This is a genomic window from Burkholderia sp. 9779_493 (assembly GCF_015712215.1).
Taxonomy (GTDB): Bacteria; Pseudomonadota; Gammaproteobacteria; order Burkholderiales; family Burkholderiaceae; genus Burkholderia; species Burkholderia cenocepacia.
On sequence record NZ_JACCQA010000033.1, the window covers coordinates 31372 to 48935 of the forward strand.

Below are 17564 nucleotides of genomic sequence, written 5' to 3' on the forward strand. Positions count from 1 at the left end.
TTGGAGGCGAGGCGACGGGAACGCGCGGCGTTCCGTGTCCGAATGCTAGCGTGTTTGCGCGATGCGCGAGCGGGACGGTTCCGCCCCGCGCTACCCGACCCGCAGCGTCGCGCCACGCAACGCGAGCCCCAGGCGTGACGCCACGCGTTGCGACGCGCGGTTGTCGCGGTCGGTGCTGTAGAACAGCGTGCGCGTGCGCAGCGACGGCAAGCGCGACCACGCGGCGGTGACGGCGGCCGCGAGGCCGCGCCCACGGAACGCCGGCGCGGTCGCGACACCGAGTTCGGCGCCGACGTCGGACAGTCGCGCGGCAAACGCGAGCGACGCGATTTCGCCGTCGACCACAGCCGCGCACCACGGCGCCCACAGATCGGCGGCGCTTCGAAACCCCATCGACAGCAGCCCTTCCGGCATGCCGTGCACGGCCAGCGATTGCAGCAATCGTCGACCTGTATCGCTGTCGCCGTCGACCAGCGTGGCGTGCGCGTCGGTATCGAATTCGAGCGCATGCGGCAACGCATACACGAGGCCGATGGTCCAGTGCGAAACGGGTGCGAGCAATGCGAGATAGCGTTCGAGGTGCGTGGGCGGCGCGTCGTCCGACCACGGCGGTTCACTGTCGGCCACGCGCGTCAGTTCGTCCGCGATGCCGGCGGGCACGTCCGCGCGTACGCCGGACAGCGTGCCGCCCGCGCAGCGGCCGAGCCAGAAGCGTGGCGCCGGCGATTCGTCGGGATCGTTCTCGCGTTCGATCCGGCGATCGGGGTGCAGCCTGAACAGCGTGCGGTAGTCGATCTCCAGCCAGTTCTTCGTGTCGGGCATGCGGCGAGTGCGGGTTCCGGTCGGGCGGTGCAGATCTGCGGGAAAGGGCAATGCCGGGCGCTCGCATCCGGTGACGGGGCGGCGCCAATCGTGGGCCGATTGTAAGGCGATTGGCCGCCGCGCGCAGCGCCGACACGACGATGCCGGCGGCACCGGCGGTGCGTTTCAGTTTCGAAACATTCGGGCTTTCTGACGGGGCGCGATGCCTGCCCGCGGCCTTGCCGGGCCCCGCGAGGCCTTGCGCCATGAAACATGGTGCGCTCCTTGCATGGTGGTATGGGCCGTGAGCGCGATCGCGGGTGCAGTCGACCCGGCAATCGCTTCAGTGGGTCGGATGTATCGGAGACGGGGACAAGAGAATGAAAAAAGACCGAAACGCAACGAATCGTGTTGCAAACATGAATCGCCGACCTGCCAGGGTAGTCGCTTCGCCGCTGATTGCGGCGACGTGAGCGAGCGGTTTTCCGTTCCATCCGAGCAATCGGGTTCGTTCTGAACGACGACGTGCATGCGTGGCGCACGAAGCCGACCGGTGCCGGTCGGCCGTCGCGGATGAACCGCGAACGCAGGCGGATGGCGTCGGCCCGGATCCCGGAATCGTCATGCCATGACACCACGCCCGTCGTCGCGCGGCGAACGCGTTTGCGCGATGGGCATCGCATCGGCGTGACGAGCCGGTGGAACGGGATCGGGTCGGGAAGGCCGATGACGCGCCGATGTGCGCGGCAGGCGGAACACGCAGGGTCCAGGGGAACGGCCGTCGATCGCGGTATGACGGGCGTCGCAACATTGTGCTGTCAGTTGATCCACTACCCCGATGGATCAATTGTTGAAGCGCCCGTCGCCGAGCGGCGACGGGCGTCTTTTTGCGTGCGCGGGCGTGCCGTGGCGGCGGTCCGCCCGATCGCGCGGCGTTCTGTATCATGTGCTGGCGTGCGTGGCCGCCCGTGCGGGCGCACGGCCTGCCGGCGCGACCGATCACGTTGCCAACATGAACGATAAAGCCTTGCCCGATCAAGCCTTGCCCGATCCCTCCATCGCCGACGTCGATCCGGCCGCGCTCGATGCGCTGCACACGTTCGTCGAGCGTCATCCGCGCCTGCTCGTGCTGACCGGCGCGGGCATCAGCACCGATTCCGGCATTCCCGGTTACCGCGACCGCAACGGTCAATGGATGCGCTCGCCGCCGATCCAGCTCCACGAATTCCTCGGCTCCGATGCCGCGCGGCGCCGCTACTGGGCGCGCAGCATGATCGGCTGGCCGGTCGTCGGCCGCGCGCGGCCGAACGGGTCGCACGTCGCGCTGGCGCGGCTCGGCGGCGCGGGCCGGATCGAACGCCTCGTCACGCAGAACGTCGACGGCCTGCATCAGCGGGCGGGCAGCGACGACGTGATCGAACTGCACGGCGGGATCAACGGCGTGACCTGCCTCGACTGCGGCGCGCATCACGCGCGGGCGACGATCCAGACCGTGCTCGAAGCCGACAATCCCGAGTTGCTGGGCGCGCAGGCCGAGCCGGCGGCGGACGGCGACGCGCATCTCGAATGGGCCGCGCTCGATACGTTCCGCATCCCGGCGTGCCCCGCGTGTGGCGGCCTGCTGAAGCCGGCGGTGGTGTTCTTCGGCGAGAACGTGCCGCGCGAACGCGTGGCGCTGGCGTCGCAGGCGCTCGATGCGGCCGACGCGCTGCTCGTCGTCGGTTCGTCGCTGATGGTGTATTCCGGCTACCGCTTCTGCGTGTGGGCGCAGGCGCAGCACAAGCCGCTTGCCGCCCTCAATCTCGGCCATACGCGCGCCGACCCGATACTGACGCTGAAGGTCGAGGCGCATTGCGCACCCGCGCTCGACGCACTCGTGGCGCGGCTCGGGCTCGGGCGCAGCAGCGCGGGCGACACGCAGGAGCATGCATCGTGACCGGCGCCGCTTCTTCCTCCGATCCGTCCGCGCGGCTGTCGGCGCCGGCGGCCGAACGCAATCGCGGGCCGATCCTCGACGTGCTGCGGCGCGTGCTGCCGGCGAGCGGCAGCGTGCTCGAAATCGCGAGCGGCACCGGGCAGCACGTCGTTCATTTCGCGCAGGCGTTGCCGAGCCTGCACTGGCAGCCGAGCGATCCCGATGCGCAGGCGCGGCGTTCGATCGCCGCGTGGGTCGCGCATGCGGGCCTCGCGAACGTCGCCGGGCCGCTGGCGTTCGACGTGCGCGACACGCCGTGGCCGGTCGCGGCGCTCGACGCGATCGTCTGCATCAACATGATCCATATCTCGCCGTGGGCCTGCACCGACGCGCTGTTCGCCGGTGCGTCGCGCGTGCTGCGGCCGGGCGGCGTGCTGTTCCTGTACGGCCCGTATCGTCGCGAAGGCCGGCATACGGCCCCGTCGAACGAGGCGTTCGACCAGCAGTTGCGCAGCCGCGATCCGTCGTGGGGCGTGCGCGATCTGGAGACCGTGGTCGCGCTCGGCCTCGATCTCGGGCTCGACTGCATCGAGGTCGTCGAGATGCCGGCGAACAACCTGAGCGTCGTGTTCCGGCGCCTGCCGCACGCGGAGCAATGACACGCAAGCGCGCAGCGCCGCCGGGTTTCCACTATCCTTTCGCCTGTGCGCGCGGCCCGGCTCGGGTCGCGCCCCGTTTTTTCCGGAGAATTGACTAATGGGCAAACAAGCAATCGGTGTGATCGGGCTCGCGGTGATGGGCCGCAATCTCGCACTCAATATCGAGAGCCGCGGTTACGCGGTGTCGGTGTTCAACCGCAGTCGCGAGAAAACCGACGAACTGATCGCCGAATTCCCCGGCCGCAATCTGGTGCCGACCTATACGCTCGAAGAATTCGTCGCGTCGCTCGAAACGCCGCGCCGGATCCTGATGATGGTGAAGGCCGGGGAAGCGACCGATGCGACGATCGCCTCGCTCAAGCCGCTGCTCGAGAAGGGCGACGTGCTGATCGACGGTGGCAACACGCATTTCACCGACACGATCCGCCGCAACCAGGAACTCGCGCAGTCGGGCCTGCATTTCATCGGCACCGGCGTGTCGGGTGGCGAAGAGGGCGCGCTGCGCGGCCCGTCGATCATGCCCGGCGGCCAGCGCGACGCGTACGACCTCGTCGAGCCGATCCTCAAGCAGATCGCCGCGAAGGCGCCGTCGGACGGCGAGCCGTGCGTCGCGTACATGGGCCCGGACGGTGCGGGCCACTACGTGAAGATGGTCCACAACGGCATCGAATACGGCGACATGCAGCTGATCGCCGAAAGCTACTCGGTGCTGAAGGACGTCGCGGGCCTGACCAACGACGAACTCGGCGCGGTGTACACCGAATGGAACCAGGGCGAGCTCGACAGCTACCTGATCGAGATCACGTCGAAGATCTTCGGCAAGAAGGATGAAGAAACCGGCAAGCATCTCGTCGACGTGATCCTCGATCGCGCCGCGCAGAAGGGCACCGGCAAGTGGACGAGCCAGAACGCGCTGGATCTGGGCGTGCCGCTGCCGCTCATCACCGAGTCGGTGTTCGCGCGCGTGCTGTCGTCGCTGAAGACCGAGCGGGTCGCGGCCAGCAAGATCCTGTCGGGCCCGGCCGCCGCGCCGTTCGACGGCGATCGTGCCGCGTTCGTCGAAGCGGTGCGCCGCGCGCTGTATCTGAGCAAGGTGATCTCGTACGCGCAGGGCTTCGCGCAGCTGCGCACGGCGTCGGAAGAATACGGCTGGAACCTCGATCTCGGGACGATCGCGAAGATCTTCCGCGCGGGCTGCATCATCCGCGCGCGCTTCCTGCAGAAGATCACCGACGCGTATGCGAAGGATCCGGCGCTCGCGAACCTGCTGCTCGACCCGTACTTCAAGGACATCGCCGCGAACTACCAGACCGCGCTGCGCGACGTCGTGGTGGCCGCGGTGAAGGCCGGCGTGCCGGTCCCGGCGTTCGCATCGGCGGTCGCGTACTTCGACAGCTACCGGTCCGAGCGGCTGCCCGCGAACCTCGTGCAGGCGCAGCGCGACTTCTTCGGCGCGCACACGTTCGAGCGCACGGACAAGCCGGGCAGCTTCCACGCGAACTGGTCGTAACCAGCTAGCGGCGGCGGCATTGTTGCGAAAATCTATTCCTTGAATAGGGTTTTTCTATCCCGGATGCCGGCATTGTTGGCTCCGGGGAAACAGTGTTTTCGTTCTTTCATGGTTTTCCCTAGGTGCTGCCGGGACTAAACTCTGTTCCATCGCTGCAGACATGGTGTGTGCGGCGGAGCAAAAAAATCCCGGAGGTAATCATGAAATCGCTGATCGCAACGTTCGCTGCTGCTGCTGTCCTCGCCGTCCCCGCCGTCTCGTTCGCCCAACAGAACGCGCCCGTCACCCGTGCCCAGGTGAAGGCCGAACTGGTTCAGCTCCAACAGGCCGGCTACAAGCTGGGCAGCGACCGGACCAACTATCCGGAAAGCATCCAGGCTGCCGAAGCCCGTCTGAACCCGCAACAGAACGTCGCCGCCGCCGACACGACCGGCTACGGTGCGCAACCGGCTGCTGGTCAGGAATCGGGCGCGCCGGCTGCGGCCAAGACCGGCTGGCAAGTCAAGCGCATCTCGGATGGCGCACCGGTCTACAAGGGTCGTTAATGGCACGGCCGCGCTGGCGACCGCATCTGACCCCCTGTAGTACGAACACCCCGTCGTACCGCTATGCGGAACGACGGGGTGTTTTCATTGGAACGCGCAATGAATGCGGCGGCGTTCAGTGCAGCGGGCGCCTGCCGCGCCCGATCTCGCGGAACAGCGCCTCGGCCGGTTCCAGCACCTGCAGCCACGTTTCGTCGTAACCGCTCAGCGTATCGAGCGCGTCGCGCAGTCGTTCGATCGCCAGGACCGGCAACTCGACGCTGTGGCGCGTGGCGCCGGTCAAGTGCGTGACGCTCGCCAGCTGAACCAGCGCGTCGGCCGCTTCGGCGACGTCGGTCGCGAACAACAGGTGCCGGTTGAGCAATTCGACCAGACCGCTGGAACCGGCGAAATCGTCGGCGTCGAGCTGCACGGAGAGAAACGTCGCGTTATTCATTGTCTTGCTCCTCGTTGTCGTTGGATCGCGCTGCGCACCACCGAGTATAGGCGGCGATCGAAGCGGAGAATATGACGGGGCCGATACGGCGGGCGAGGGCGGCCGCGCCCGCGAGAAACCCGCAAGCGCCGGCCGGATGGCCCGCCCGGCGCGGCGCGCGGCCCGCCGGGATGCCCGTGCGATGCCGCAAGATTGTTTCCGGATCGGGCAACTGTCGGGGTGTTGACCGCGACAAATGGTATCTTTGCCGGTCGGGACGACGCGAAAAAGGGGCCGGTGAGCTCATCCGCGCCGACGTTCCGCTGTGGAAACTGACGGCCGCGAAAGCGGTCGGATACTGGTTGATCCGGCCGTTCGGCCGGACATCGTGCGTCGCGCGCCGGGGGGCGGTGGGCGGCGCGACGACGCAAATCCGGGAGGACCCTTGAGAGAAACTATTCCCATCCACGACACGCTCACGCGCTGGCTGCCGCAGACGGCGCTCGTTGCCGCGGCCATCGCGCTGACGGGCTGCACGATGACGCCGTGGACCGACAGCTGGCAACCCACGCGCCAGCCGGCGCCCACGTCGGCTGCGACGCCGGGTGTGATTGCCGGCTATTACCGCGTGAACCCGGGCGATACGCTGGCGGGCATCGCGAGCGCTTACGGGCAGCGCGTGCAGGACGTGGCCAGCTGGAACCACATGGCGCCGACGGACGCCGTGTCGCCGGGCCAGGTGCTGCGGGTCGCGCCGCCGCCGGCGGCGAATGCGTACGGGCAGCCGCCCGCGGCCGCCGCCCAGCCGGGCTCGCTCGCGTGGCCGGCCACGGGTGTCGTCGCGACGCCGTTTGCGGCCGGCAAGACGCGCGGCGTCGTGATCGCCGCATCCGGGCCCGACCACTCGGTGCGGGCCGCGGCAAACGGGCGCGTGGTGTACGCCGGCTCCGGCGTCAAGGCGTATGGCCCGCTCGTGATCCTGAAGCACGACAACGGGCTCATCACGGCCTACGGGCACAACGGCAAGCTGCTCGTCAACGAAGGCGACGCGGTGCGCCAGGGCCAGCCGGTCGCCGAAATGGGCACCGACGCGAGCGGTCGTTCGACGTTCGAGTTCGAAGTCCGCCAGAACGGCAAGGTCGTCGATCCGATGAACTTCCTGCCGCGCAACGGCGGCTGATCGTCGGTATCGCCACGTGTGCGCCGGGCGGCGCACACGTTCGAACCGCTTCCATCTTCATCCTTCCTTAAGCGTCGCGCTGCCAGACTGTCTCGCATGATTGCCGAGCCAGCGAATGCCCAGTGCGAGCGCCGCCGCGCCGAGCGCGATCAGCGAACACTGGATCGCGACCGGCAGGTAGCCGTGCGGCCGCGGATCGACGAACGGGTAGGGATACCAGTCCTCCACCGCGCCGCGCACGAGCGTATAGCCGAGATAGACGACCGGAAAGCCGAGCCACGCGAACGCACTGCGGCGCGGAATCGGCGAGCGCGGTTCGACATACAGCCAGTCGCACAGCATCACGAGCGGCACGATTCGGTGCAGTACCCAGTTGTTGAACGCCGGCGTGACGTGGCGCAGCGCATCGAGCCGCGCGAGCAGCAGCTCGTAGACGATCGCGGTGATCAGCACGTACAGCACCGCCGCGCCGCGCATCGATTCGTAGCGGGCCGAGCCGGGGCGCGCGATGCGCCACAGCCCCGCGGCCAGCATCGCAGCCGCGTAGAGGCTGCTCAGTTGCGTGAAGTAGCTGAGGTAGTTGCCGAGATGGAAGCTCGGCAGGCGCCAGTAGTCGGCGACGCTGTGCAGCGTGGTGGACACCGCGAGCAATGCGGCGATCAGCCGGTAGGCTGCAACGAAGAACGCTTTGCTCATGATGCCCGCGCGCCGTCGCACCAAAGCTTCATCGTGCCACAGCCGCCCGGGCGCGCGATGCGGATTTTCCATAGGCCGGCCGCGCGCGGCGCGCGTTGACGATTCGTCGGATATTTGACCGCGCCGTGCAAAACCGGCCGCCCGCGCGGCTACAATCGTCACAGCCTTGCCGGGCGCAGGCCGGCTGCAGCTGGCGCCCCTCCCCGAATACGACACGAGACGAAGCATGAAAAACATCCTCGCGAAACAGACGCGCTACAGCTCGCCCGCGATCTTCTTCCACTGGGCCATCTTCCTGCTGGTCGCGCTGGCCTACCTGGCCATCGAGATCCGCGGACCGAAAGGCAGCGACAGCCGGGCGTTCTGGATGAACGTGCACCTGACGGCCGGTACGTTCGTCCTCGTGCTGTCGGTGCTGCGCGTGCTGTGGCGACTGGTCAGCCGCGCGCCGGAAGCGATTCCGCAGGCGACGTTGCTGCGCTGGCTGTCGAAGCTCGCGCATCTCGCGCTCTACGTGTTCATCATCGCGCAGCCGCTGCTCGGCATCATGATGATCAACATGGGCGGCAAGCCGGTGTCGCTCGACTGGCTCGGCGTGTCGTTCACGCTGTTCGGCCCCGACAAGGCGCTGCGGCCGACGATCAAGGAAGCGCACGAGCTGATCGGCAACGCGTTCTACTTCGTGATCGGCCTGCATGCGCTGGCCGCGCTCTACCATCACTTCATCCGGCGCGACGACGTGCTGCGGCGCATGGCGCCCTGATCATCGTGCGTCCGAAGCGCATCGCAGGCGGGGGCGCATGGTTGTGTTGACAACCATGCGCCCCCGGTTCGTTTACCGTCGTCGGCACTGGTCATCGCGTTGAACATTCTGTAACATCTCGGCTGTTTTTACATTCCGCTTACTCGTCGCCGCACATGCTGCACCGACATCGTCACCTGACTGCCTGGCTTGGCCTGCTCGCGATCTGGATCGCGATCGCCGCGCCGCTGGTGTCGCAGTGGCGTATCGCGCAGGCGGCCACGCCCGATGCGATCGTCTGCAGTACCGAGCATGGCGCGCATCGTGCGCCCGCTGCCGGCGGCATGCACGATCATGCGCTGCATCTCGACGCGTGCGGCTACTGCGGCTTCTTCGCTCATAGCCCGGCCATCGGCGCGCCTGCCGCCGCGTCGGTCGGCGCCGTTCCCGTCGTTTCCGTTTCCGTCGCCGCGCCGCCTGCCGTCGCGGCGCGCAGCGACCGCTATCCGCGCGCCTATCCGCGCGCACCGCCCGAGCGCGCCTGACGCGTTTCCCGCCGTTTCTCATTCCGCCGATATCCGTGCGGCCCGTCGAGGCCGCGTGGAGGGCGTCACTCGGGCTTTCGATCATGACCAATTTCCAGTTGCGTGCGCCACGGGCGTCACGCAATGCCCGTGCGCGGCCCTTGCCGCGCATGCTGAAACTCACCGTTCCCGCGCTGGCTGTCGACGCGCTGGCCGCGAGCGCCGCCGCGGCCGAAACGGCGCCTGCGGCCGGCGCGACGGCGAACGACGCCGCGATGCTGTTGCCGCCCGTCGAAGTCGTCGCGGCGCCGCTGTCGACGCCGCTCGTCGTCGTCACCGATCCGAAGGCGCCGCGCCAGCCGCTGCCCGCCAGCGACGGCGCCGACTACCTGAAGACGATCCCTGGCTTCACGTCGATCCGCAGCGGTGGCACGAACGGCGACCCCGTGCTGCGCGGGATGTTCGGTTCGCGGTTGAACATCCTGGCGAACGGGATGCCGACGCTCGGCGCGTGCCCGAACCGGATGGATGCGCCGACGTCGTACATCGGACCGGAAAGCTATGACAAGGTGACGGTCGTGAAGGGGCCGCAGACCGTGCTGTACGGTCCCGGCGCATCGGCCGGCACCGTGCTGTTCGAGCGTGTGACGCCGCGTTTCGAGCGCCCCGGCATGCGCTTCGAGGGCAGCCTGGTCGGCGGATCGTTCGGCCGCAACGACCAGAACATCGACCTCACCGCCGGCACGCGGGACGTCTATGGCCGCGTGACCGCGAACCACGCGCATTCGCAGGACTACCAGGACGGCAACGGCAACACCGTGCCGTCGCAGTGGGACAAGTGGAACGCCGATGCGGCGCTCGGCTGGACGCCCGACGACCATACGCGCGTCGAGCTGACCGCCGGCACCGGCGACGGCTACGCACGCTATGCGGGCCGCGGGATGGACGGCGCGCATTTCCGCCGCGAGACGTTCGGCCTGTCGTTCGACAAGCGGCATCTCGGCGACGTGCTCGACCGGATCGAGGCGCGCGTGTACTACAACGAAGCCGATCACGTGATGGATAACTACACGTTGCGGCAGCCCGACCCCGCGAGCAGCATGCCGATGCGGATGGCCGCGGACGTGCGGCGCCGCACGGTGGGCGCGCGTGCGGCCGCGACGTTCCGCTTCGGCGACGACTTCAAGCTCGTCACGGGCGTCGATGCGCAATCGAACCGGCTCGATTCGCGCTCGTCGATGGGGCAGCAGAACTACCGCGACCAGCCGTGGGATGCGCAGGCGACCATGTGGAATGCGGGCGTGTTCAGCGAGCTGACGTGGTATGCGAGCGACGTATCGCGCGTGATCGGCGGCGCGCGCGTCGACTATGCGAGCGCACGCGACAAGCGCGCGATGAAGCGCGGCATGATGATGAGCAAGCCGAATCCGACGTTCGACGACGATCGGACGAAAGTGCTGCCGAGCGGCTTCGTGCGCTACGAGCGCGATCTCGCGTCGCTGCCCGTCACGTGGTACGCGGGGATCGGCCACGCGGAGCGTTATCCGGACTACTGGGAACTGTTCTCCGCGACGCGCGGGCCGACCGGGTCGGTCAACGCGTTCTCGGCGGTGCGGCCGGAGAAGACCACGCAGCTCGATATCGGCGCGCAATATAAGAGCGACCGGTTCGATGCATGGGTGTCGGCGTACGCGGGCTACGTCCAGGACTTCATCCTGTTCGACTATGCGACCGGCATGATGGGCCCGACCACGCAGGCGACCAACGTCAACGCGCAGATCATGGGTGGCGAGGCCGGCGTGTCGTGGCGGCCGGTCGCGCCGCTGCGCGTCGAGACGTCGCTCGCGTATGCGTGGGGGCGCAACGTGGCGAGCGGCGATCCGCTGCCGCAGATGCCGCCGCTGGAGGCGCGCATCGGGCTCGAATACACGCGCGGCGCCTGGTCGGCGGGCGGCCTGTGGCGCATCGTTGCGTCGCAGCATCGCTATGCGCTGAACGAGGGCAACGTGGTCGGCAAGGACTTCGGCCCGAGCGCCGGATTCGGCGTGCTGTCGCTGCATACGCAGTACAACGTCAGCAAGACCGTGCAGATTTCGGTGGGGGTCGACAACGTGCTGAACAAGGCCTACACCGAGCATTTGAACCTTGCCGGCAACGCGGGTTTCGGCTATCCGGCGAATGCGCCGGTGATGGAGCCGGGGCGTACCGCGTGGGTACGCGTGAGCGCGAAGCTGTAGCGCGCCACGCGCGTGTGCGCCGCAGCATGCGCGTGCCTGCACGCCGCCCCGCCCGAACGGGCGGGGCGCGTCAACCGATTAGAGAACCGTATCTAGTCGGGGCGCAAACGTTCGCGAGTCGTGCTTCACTCCGCATTCGACACACGAGGTCCGTGCGAGGCGGCGTGCGTGTCGATCCGGTGTCATTCGCACCGGCAGCACAATAATCAGGAGAACATGCATGGCCAAATCGATGCGTTCCAGGGTAATGGCAGGGGCAGTGGCATGCGCGATGAGCGTCGCGCCGTTCGCGGGGACGACCGCGCTGACGACGCTCGCGACGACGCACACGGCGATGGCGGCAACCGCGCCCGCCGACGACTATGCGACGACGCGCTATCCGATCATTCTCGTGCACGGGTTGACCGGCACCGACAAGTACGCGGGCGTACTCGATTACTGGTACGGCATCCAGGAAGACCTGCAACAGCATGGCGCGACCGTCTACGTCGCGAACCTGTCGGGCTTCCAGAGCGACGACGGCCCGAACGGGCGCGGGGAACAGCTGCTGGCTTACGTGAAGACGGTGCTCGCCGCGACCGGCGCGACCAAGGTCAATCTCGTCGGTCACAGCCAGGGCGGGCTGACGTCGCGCTATGTCGCGGCCGTCGCGCCCGATCTCGTCGCGTCGGTGACGACGATCGGCACGCCGCATCGCGGCTCCGAGTTCGCCGACTTCGTGCAGGACGTGCTCGCATACGATCCGACCGGACTGTCGTCGACGGTGATCGCCGCGTTCGTCAATGTATTCGGGATCCTGACGAGCAGCAGCCACAACACGAACCAGGACGCACTCGCGTCGCTGAAGACGCTGACGACCGCGCAGGCCGCCACCTACAACCAGAACTATCCGAGCGCGGGCCTCGGCGCTCCCGGCAGTTGCCAGACCGGCGCGCCGACGGAAACCGTCGGCGGCAACACGCATCTGCTGTATTCGTGGGCCGGCACGGCGATCCAGCCGACGCTGTCGCTGTTCGGCGTGACGGGGGCGACGGATACGAGCACCGTTCCGGTCGTCGATCCGGCGAACGTGCTCGACCTGTCGACGCTCGCGCTGTTCGGCACGGGCACGGTGATGATCAACCGCGGTTCGGGCGAGAACGACGGGCTCGTGTCGAAGTGCAGCGCGCTGTACGGCAAGGTGCTGAGCACGCGCTACAAGTGGAACCATATCGACGAGATCAACCAGCTGCTCGGCGTGCGCGGCGCGTATGCGGAAGACCCGGTCGCGGTGATCCGCACGCATGCGAACCGGCTGAAGCTCGCGGGCGTGTGATCGATGGCGGCACGTGAAGGGCGCGCGCCGCTCGTGCGGCGCGCTGCGATCTACGGGGGCGTGGGGCTCGCGGCAGTCGCCGGCGTCGCGATGTGGAGCGGTGCGGGATCGCATCGCGGCACGGGCGCAGCGGGTGATGCGCCGGAGGCGGCCGCGGTGGGCGGCGTGGCGGTCGCCGCATCGCAGGCCGCGGTGCCGGCGAGTGCGGGCGTGCCGCCGTCGCTTGCCGGTTCCAGTGCGCCGCGGTTGCCGCTCGATGCAGGCGGCCATCTCGCGAAGTCGCGCACGGTGCGCGATTTCTTCGACTATTGCCTGACCGCGCGGAGCGACCTGAGCGCGGCCGCGCTCGATGCGTTCGTCGTTCGCGAGATCGCCGCGCAGCTCGACGGCACGGTCGCACAGGCGGAGGCGCTCGACGTGTGGCATCGGTATCGCGCGTATCTCGATGCGCTCGCGACATTGCGCGACGCCGGTGCGGTCGACAAGTCCGATCCCGGCGCGTTGCAGCTCGCGCTCGATCAGCGGGCGTCGATCGCGTACCGCACGCTCGGCGACTGGAGCCAGCCGTTCTTCGGCGCGGAGCAGTGGCGGCAGCGCTATGACCTCGCACGCTTGAAGATCACTCAGGACCGCTCATTGACCGATGCGCAGAAGGCCGAACGGCTCGCGGCGCTCGAGCAGCAGATGCCGGCCGACGAACGCGAGGCGCAGCAGCGGGTGGATCGGCAGCGCGCGGCGATCGACCAGATCGCGCAATTGCGGAAGAGCGGCGCGACGCCCGATGCGATGCGCGCGCAACTGACGCAGACGCTCGGGCCCGAGGCGGCGGCGCGCGTCGCGCAGATGCAGCAGGACGATGCGTCGTGGCAGAGCCGTTACGCGGATTATGCGGCGCAGCGTACGCAGATCGAGTCGGCCGGCCTGTCGCCGCAGGACCGTGACGCACAGATTGCCGCGCTGCGGCAGCGCGTGTTCACGAAGCCCGGCGAAGCCGTACGCGCGGCGTCGCTCGATCGCGGCGCGGGCAGCGCGCATTGACCCGGGTGTCGCCGCGTGTGGCGGGCTTCATGCCGCGCGCGTGATGTGTCGCGGCAGATGTTGCTCGATGGTATCGGCGAGCGTATCGAACGCGGGCCGGATGCCTTCGTGCGCGACGCATGCATAGCCGAGCAGCAGGCCCTGCCGCGCGGTGTCGAGGTTGCTGTAGTAGCTGGTCAGCGGGCGCACGATCACGCCCGCGTCGAACGCGCTCTGCGTGACCGCGCGATCGTCGCACGCATCGGGCAGGCCGAGCACCAGATGCAGGCCGGCCTCGTCGCCCATCACGGGCAGCGCCTCGCCGAAGCGCGCCCGGATCGCGTCGATCATCAGTTGCCGGCGCTCGCCGTACAGCGTGCGCATTCGTCGGACGTGTGAAGTGAGGTGGCCGTCCATGATGAATTCGGCGAGCACGGCCTGCTGCATCAGCTGGCCTTCGCGGTACAGCTCCGACAACCCGGTGCGGAAGGTGTCGACCAGGTGCTCGGGTACGACCATGTAACCCATCCGCAGCCCCGGGAACAGCATCTTGCCGAGACTGCCGACGTAGATCACGCGGCCGCCGTCGTCGAGACCCTGCAGCGACGCGAGCGGGCGGCTGCCGTAACGGAATTCGCTGTCGTAGTCGTCCTCGATGATCCAGCAGCGGTGCTGGCGTGCATATTCGAGCAGCATGCGGCGCCGCGCGAGGCTCATCACCATCCCGAGCGGGTACTGGTGCGACGGCGTGACCAGCACGAGCCGAGGCGGGTGCTGCATGTCGCTCGCGCGCGGGTCGAGCCCTTCCTGGTCGACCGGCACCGGCGCGAGCGTCAGGCCGGCCGCCTGCAATACGCTGCGCACGCCCCAGTAGCACGGTTCCTCGACCCACGCACGATCGCCGATGTCGGACAGCAGCCGCACCGCGAGATCGATCGACTGATGGATGCCCGTCGTGATGATCACCTGGTCCGGCGAGCATTTGACCGAGCGCGCGACGCGCAGGTAATCGGCGAGCGCACGCCGCAGCGGCCGGTAGCCGCCGCCCGGCGCATAGGTCAGCAGCTCCGGATTGGCCTCCTTCCACAGCCGCGCCTGCAGGCGGCTCCACGTGCGGCTCGGGAATTCCGACACGTCCGGCACGCCCGGCATGAACGCACCCCACTGGCGCCGCGAGACGCCCGCATGCTCGATCAACTGCCGCCCGCGCATCGACAGGCTGCCCTGTGCGTCGGGCGCCGGCAGTTCGTCGGCGGCTGACGGCGGCGGCGTGGCGCCCGGCACGCGGATCGCGGCGGCGTCCGGCCGCGTGTCGGCCACGTAGGTGCCGCTGCCGGTCGTCGTCAGCACGTAGCCTTCGGCCGTCAGCTGGTCGTACACGTGCAGCACCGTATTGCGCGCGATCGACAGGTCGCCCGCGAGCGTGCGCGAACTCGGCAGCTTTGTCCCTGGCCCCAATTCCCCGGTCAGGATGGCCTGCTGCATCAGTTGCAGCAGCTGCCGGTACATCGGTTCGGGCGAGCTGCGGTCGATGCGGGCGGACAGCCAGTCGGCGACGATCACGGTATCCAAAGTGGTCCTACTAGGAATATTGAAATGGTTCCCTAGTATAGAACCGTGCGCGCCGTATAGTGGCTCGCATCTCAAAATCAATTGGCGCGGAACCAGGGGACAGCACGATGAAGTCCGATGATGTGATCGTCAGCTTTCGCGGCGTGCGGAAGACCTACGACGGCGAAACGCTCGTCGTCAAATCGCTCGACCTCGACATCCACCGCGGGGAATTCCTGACGCTGCTCGGGCCGTCCGGCTCGGGCAAGACCACCTGCCTGATGATGCTCGCCGGCTTCGAATTCCCGACCGGCGGCGAGATCCGCCTCGACGGCGAGCTGCTGAACAGCGTGCCGCCGCACAAGCGCAACATCGGCATGGTGTTTCAGAACTACGCGCTGTTTCCGCACCTGACGGTCGAGCAGAACGTCGGGTATCCGCTGACGGTGCGCAAGCTGCCCGCCGGCGAGCGCGCGGAGCGTGTCGCGCACGCGCTGAAGATGGTGCAGATGGAGCGCTTCGCGAAACGCTATCCGGCGCAACTGTCGGGCGGCCAGCAGCAGCGTATCGCGCTGGCGCGCGCGCTCGTGTTCGAGCCGAAGCTGGTGCTGATGGACGAACCGCTCGGCGCGCTCGACAAGCAGTTGCGCGAACACATGCAATACGAACTGAAGGCGCTGCACGAAAAGCTCGGCGTGACCTTCGTGTATGTGACGCACGACCAGGGCGAGGCGCTGACGATGTCCGATCGCGTCGCCGTGTTCGACAAGGGCATCGTGCAGCAGCTCGACACCGTCGACCGCCTGTACGAATCGCCGTGCAACGAATTCGTCGCGAACTTCATCGGCGACAGCAACCGGCTGCGCGGCACCATCGCGCGCGTCGACGGCGAATTCTGCGAATTCCGGCTCGACGACGGCACGAAGCTCGTCGGCCGCCATATCGGCGAAGCCGCCGAGGGCGCATCCGCTGTCGCGTGCATCCGCCCCGAGCGCATGAGCCTCGCCGCGCACGGCGCGAACGGCATGAATGGCGGCGCCGCCAATTGCGTGAGCGGCGAGGCGCGCAGCCTCATCTATTTCGGCGATCACGTGCGCATGCGCTGCGCACTGCCGGGCCAGGACGAGTGCTTCGTGAAGGTGCCGCTCGGCACCGGCGCGCTCGACGCGTTCTCGCCCGGCGCCCCGGTCTCGCTTGCGTTCTCGCCCGAACACCTGCGCGTGTTCGCGTGAGCATGGTTTACCCGCTTTTCCGCAGCACGTCGTCAACAACAAAGCCCACTTCCACCACGAGAGGAGAGGAACCATCATGAAACGAGCAAGCTTTACCGCGCGCCGTACGGCACTCGCGCTGGCACTGGTCGCGTTCGGCGCATCGGCCACGGCTGCCGAGCTCACGGTCGTCAACTTCGGCGGCGCGAACGGCGACGCGCAGAAGGTCGCGTTCAACCAGCCGTTCGAGAAGGCGACCGGCAACAAGGTCACGGCCGTCGAATACAACGGCGAGCAGGCGAAGGTGAAGGCGATGGTCGAGGCGAAGCACGTCAACTGGGACGTGGTCGAAGTCGAATCGGGCGACCTGAACCGCGGCTGCGACGAAGGGCTGTACGAGAAGCTCGACTGGTCGAAGATCGCGAAGAAATCCGACCTGATTCCGGAAGCGCCGCAGGTGTGCGGCGTCGGCTTCTTCGTGTGGTCGACCGCGCTGTCGTACAACGCGGACAAGCTGAAAACCGCGCCGACGGGCTGGGCCGATTTCTGGAACGTGAAGAAATTCCCCGGCAAGCGCGGGATGCGCAAGGGCGCGCGCTACAACCTCGAATTCGCGCTGATGGCCGACGGCGTCGCGACGAAGGACGTCTACAAGGTGCTCGGCACGAAGGCCGGCCAGGATCGCGCGTTCAAGAAGCTCGACGAGCTGAAGCCGTACATCCAGTGGTGGGAAGCGGGCGCGCAGCCGCCGCAGTTCCTCGTCGCCGGCGACGTCGTGATGTCGACCGCGTACAACGGCCGCATCGACGCCGCGCAGAAGGAAGGCAAGAACCTGAAGGTCGTGTGGAACGGCAGCATCTACGACCTCGACTACTGGGCGATTCCGAAGGGCTCGCCGAACAAGGCGCTGGCCGAGCAGTACATCGCGTACTCGCTGACGCCGAAGCCGCAGCAGGCGTATGCGCAGCACATCGCGTACGGCCCGACGAACGTCGCCGCGATCAAGGCGCTCGACGCGAAGACGCTCGCGAATCTGCCGAACTCGCCGGCCAACGGCAAGAACGCGGTGCTCGAGGACATCGGCTTCTGGACCGACCACAGCGACGAGCTCGAACAGCGCTTCGCCGCGTGGGCAACGAAGTAACCGGTCAGGCATCCTCACGGGTGTCGTGATGCAACCGGCCGCGCGACGCGTCGATCGCGTCGCGCGGCATGCCGCCGGAACGTGTCCGGCCGGAGAGACCAG

The 17564-nt window shown here is 67.9% G+C and carries 16 protein-coding genes; 12 read left to right on the forward strand and 4 right to left on the reverse strand.

Going from position 1 to position 17564, the window contains the following annotated elements; translation table 11 throughout:
- Nucleotides 1-90 precede the first annotated feature (90 nt).
- On the reverse strand, nt 91-822 hold the full coding sequence (locus H0X95_RS27465; protein ID WP_058902890.1) for a GNAT family N-acetyltransferase: 732 nt from the start codon (nt 820-822) through the stop codon (nt 91-93).
- A 991-nt stretch (nt 823-1813) separates the two neighbouring features.
- Here H0X95_RS27465 and H0X95_RS27470 point away from each other — a divergent pair.
- From H0X95_RS27470 to H0X95_RS27485, 4 genes are all read left to right on the forward strand, one after another.
- The gene (locus H0X95_RS27470; RefSeq protein ID WP_034178459.1) at nt 1814-2737 is read left to right on the forward strand and encodes an NAD-dependent protein deacetylase; all 924 of its coding nucleotides are present in this window, start codon (nt 1814-1816) and stop codon (nt 2735-2737) included.
- Entirely contained in the window at nt 2734-3375 is a 642-nt protein-coding gene (locus H0X95_RS27475; protein ID WP_059722597.1) for a DUF938 domain-containing protein, read from the forward strand. The genes H0X95_RS27470 and H0X95_RS27475 overlap by 4 nt, the downstream gene beginning before the upstream one ends.
- A gap of 97 nt (nt 3376-3472) precedes the next feature.
- The gene (gndA, locus tag H0X95_RS27480) at nt 3473-4885 is read left to right on the forward strand and encodes an NADP-dependent phosphogluconate dehydrogenase (protein WP_006479382.1); all 1413 of its coding nucleotides are present in this window, start codon (nt 3473-3475) and stop codon (nt 4883-4885) included.
- A gap of 200 nt (nt 4886-5085) precedes the next feature.
- A complete protein-coding gene (locus tag H0X95_RS27485) occupies nt 5086-5430 on the forward strand; it encodes a DUF4148 domain-containing protein (protein WP_006485136.1) in 345 nt (114 codons plus the stop codon).
- A 115-nt stretch (nt 5431-5545) separates the two neighbouring features.
- Here H0X95_RS27485 and H0X95_RS27490 read toward each other — a convergent pair whose 3' ends face one another.
- On the reverse strand, nt 5546-5866 hold the full coding sequence (locus H0X95_RS27490; protein WP_006485139.1) for a hypothetical protein: 321 nt from the start codon (nt 5864-5866) through the stop codon (nt 5546-5548).
- A gap of 424 nt (nt 5867-6290) precedes the next feature.
- Between H0X95_RS27490 and H0X95_RS27495 the strand changes: the two genes are divergently transcribed.
- The gene (locus tag H0X95_RS27495) at nt 6291-7025 is read left to right on the forward strand and encodes a peptidoglycan DD-metalloendopeptidase family protein (protein ID WP_059722599.1); all 735 of its coding nucleotides are present in this window, start codon (nt 6291-6293) and stop codon (nt 7023-7025) included.
- A gap of 57 nt (nt 7026-7082) precedes the next feature.
- Here H0X95_RS27495 and H0X95_RS27500 read toward each other — a convergent pair whose 3' ends face one another.
- Nucleotides 7083-7721, reverse strand: a complete 639-nt coding sequence (locus H0X95_RS27500) for a Pr6Pr family membrane protein (RefSeq protein WP_012493201.1) — start codon at nt 7719-7721, stop codon at nt 7083-7085.
- 226 nt (nt 7722-7947) lie between these two features.
- Between H0X95_RS27500 and H0X95_RS27505 the strand changes: the two genes are divergently transcribed.
- The 5 genes from H0X95_RS27505 to H0X95_RS27525 all read left to right on the forward strand — a co-directional run bounded on the left by H0X95_RS27505 (nt 7948) and on the right by H0X95_RS27525 (nt 13577).
- Nucleotides 7948-8484: a cytochrome b gene (locus H0X95_RS27505; RefSeq protein WP_006483770.1), complete on the forward strand. Its 537-nt coding sequence runs from the start codon at nt 7948-7950 to the stop codon at nt 8482-8484.
- A 155-nt stretch (nt 8485-8639) separates the two neighbouring features.
- On the forward strand, nt 8640-9008 hold the full coding sequence (locus H0X95_RS27510; protein WP_006483774.1) for a DUF2946 domain-containing protein: 369 nt from the start codon (nt 8640-8642) through the stop codon (nt 9006-9008).
- 83 nt (nt 9009-9091) lie between these two features.
- Nucleotides 9092-11224 (forward strand): TonB-dependent copper receptor, encoded by a 2133-nt coding sequence (locus tag H0X95_RS27515; protein WP_059722600.1) that lies wholly within the window; start codon nt 9092-9094, stop codon nt 11222-11224.
- Nucleotides 11225-11444: 220 nt separating this feature from the next.
- Nucleotides 11445-12539, forward strand: coding sequence for a triacylglycerol lipase (locus H0X95_RS27520; RefSeq protein ID WP_059722602.1), 1095 nt, complete (start codon nt 11445-11447; stop codon nt 12537-12539).
- A gap of 3 nt (nt 12540-12542) precedes the next feature.
- Nucleotides 12543-13577 (forward strand): lipase secretion chaperone, encoded by a 1035-nt coding sequence (locus H0X95_RS27525; protein WP_006493459.1) that lies wholly within the window; start codon nt 12543-12545, stop codon nt 13575-13577.
- Between the two features lie 27 nt (nt 13578-13604).
- Here the strand turns inward: H0X95_RS27525 and pdxR are convergent, their stop codons facing one another.
- Entirely contained in the window at nt 13605-15128 is a 1524-nt protein-coding gene (gene pdxR, locus H0X95_RS27530; protein WP_034202613.1) for a MocR-like pyridoxine biosynthesis transcription factor PdxR, read from the reverse strand.
- Between the two features lie 107 nt (nt 15129-15235).
- On the opposite strand from pdxR, the gene H0X95_RS27535 reads away from it, so the two are divergent.
- Nucleotides 15236-16339 carry an ABC transporter ATP-binding protein gene (locus H0X95_RS27535; protein ID WP_058902894.1) on the forward strand — a complete coding sequence of 368 codons (1104 nt, stop codon included), beginning with the start codon at nt 15236-15238 and terminating at the stop codon, nt 16337-16339.
- 76 nt (nt 16340-16415) lie between these two features.
- Nucleotides 16416-17462 (forward strand): ABC transporter substrate-binding protein, encoded by a 1047-nt coding sequence (locus H0X95_RS27540; protein WP_006487757.1) that lies wholly within the window; start codon nt 16416-16418, stop codon nt 17460-17462.
- Nucleotides 17463-17564: the final 102 nt, after the last annotated feature.

What these genes read in the sequence shown, in the direction of transcription:
- H0X95_RS27465 (WP_058902890.1), bottom strand. Translation starts at nt 822, where the DNA reads ATGCCCGACACGAAGAACTGGCTGGAGATCGACTACCGCACGCTGTTC.
- H0X95_RS27470 (WP_034178459.1), top strand. Translation starts at nt 1,814, where the DNA reads ATGAACGATAAAGCCTTGCCCGATCAAGCCTTGCCCGATCCCTCCATC.
- gndA (WP_006479382.1), top strand. Translation starts at nt 3,473, where the DNA reads ATGGGCAAACAAGCAATCGGTGTGATCGGGCTCGCGGTGATGGGCCGC.
- H0X95_RS27485 (WP_006485136.1), top strand. Translation starts at nt 5,086, where the DNA reads ATGAAATCGCTGATCGCAACGTTCGCTGCTGCTGCTGTCCTCGCCGTC.
- H0X95_RS27490 (WP_006485139.1), bottom strand. Translation starts at nt 5,866, where the DNA reads ATGAATAACGCGACGTTTCTCTCCGTGCAGCTCGACGCCGACGATTTC.
- H0X95_RS27500 (WP_012493201.1), bottom strand. Translation starts at nt 7,721, where the DNA reads ATGAGCAAAGCGTTCTTCGTTGCAGCCTACCGGCTGATCGCCGCATTG.
- H0X95_RS27505 (WP_006483770.1), top strand. Translation starts at nt 7,948, where the DNA reads ATGAAAAACATCCTCGCGAAACAGACGCGCTACAGCTCGCCCGCGATC.
- H0X95_RS27510 (WP_006483774.1), top strand. Translation starts at nt 8,640, where the DNA reads ATGCTGCACCGACATCGTCACCTGACTGCCTGGCTTGGCCTGCTCGCG.
- H0X95_RS27515 (WP_059722600.1), top strand. Translation starts at nt 9,092, where the DNA reads ATGACCAATTTCCAGTTGCGTGCGCCACGGGCGTCACGCAATGCCCGT.
- H0X95_RS27520 (WP_059722602.1), top strand. Translation starts at nt 11,445, where the DNA reads ATGGCCAAATCGATGCGTTCCAGGGTAATGGCAGGGGCAGTGGCATGC.
- H0X95_RS27525 (WP_006493459.1), top strand. Translation starts at nt 12,543, where the DNA reads ATGGCGGCACGTGAAGGGCGCGCGCCGCTCGTGCGGCGCGCTGCGATC.
- H0X95_RS27535 (WP_058902894.1), top strand. Translation starts at nt 15,236, where the DNA reads ATGAAGTCCGATGATGTGATCGTCAGCTTTCGCGGCGTGCGGAAGACC.
- H0X95_RS27540 (WP_006487757.1), top strand. Translation starts at nt 16,416, where the DNA reads ATGAAACGAGCAAGCTTTACCGCGCGCCGTACGGCACTCGCGCTGGCA.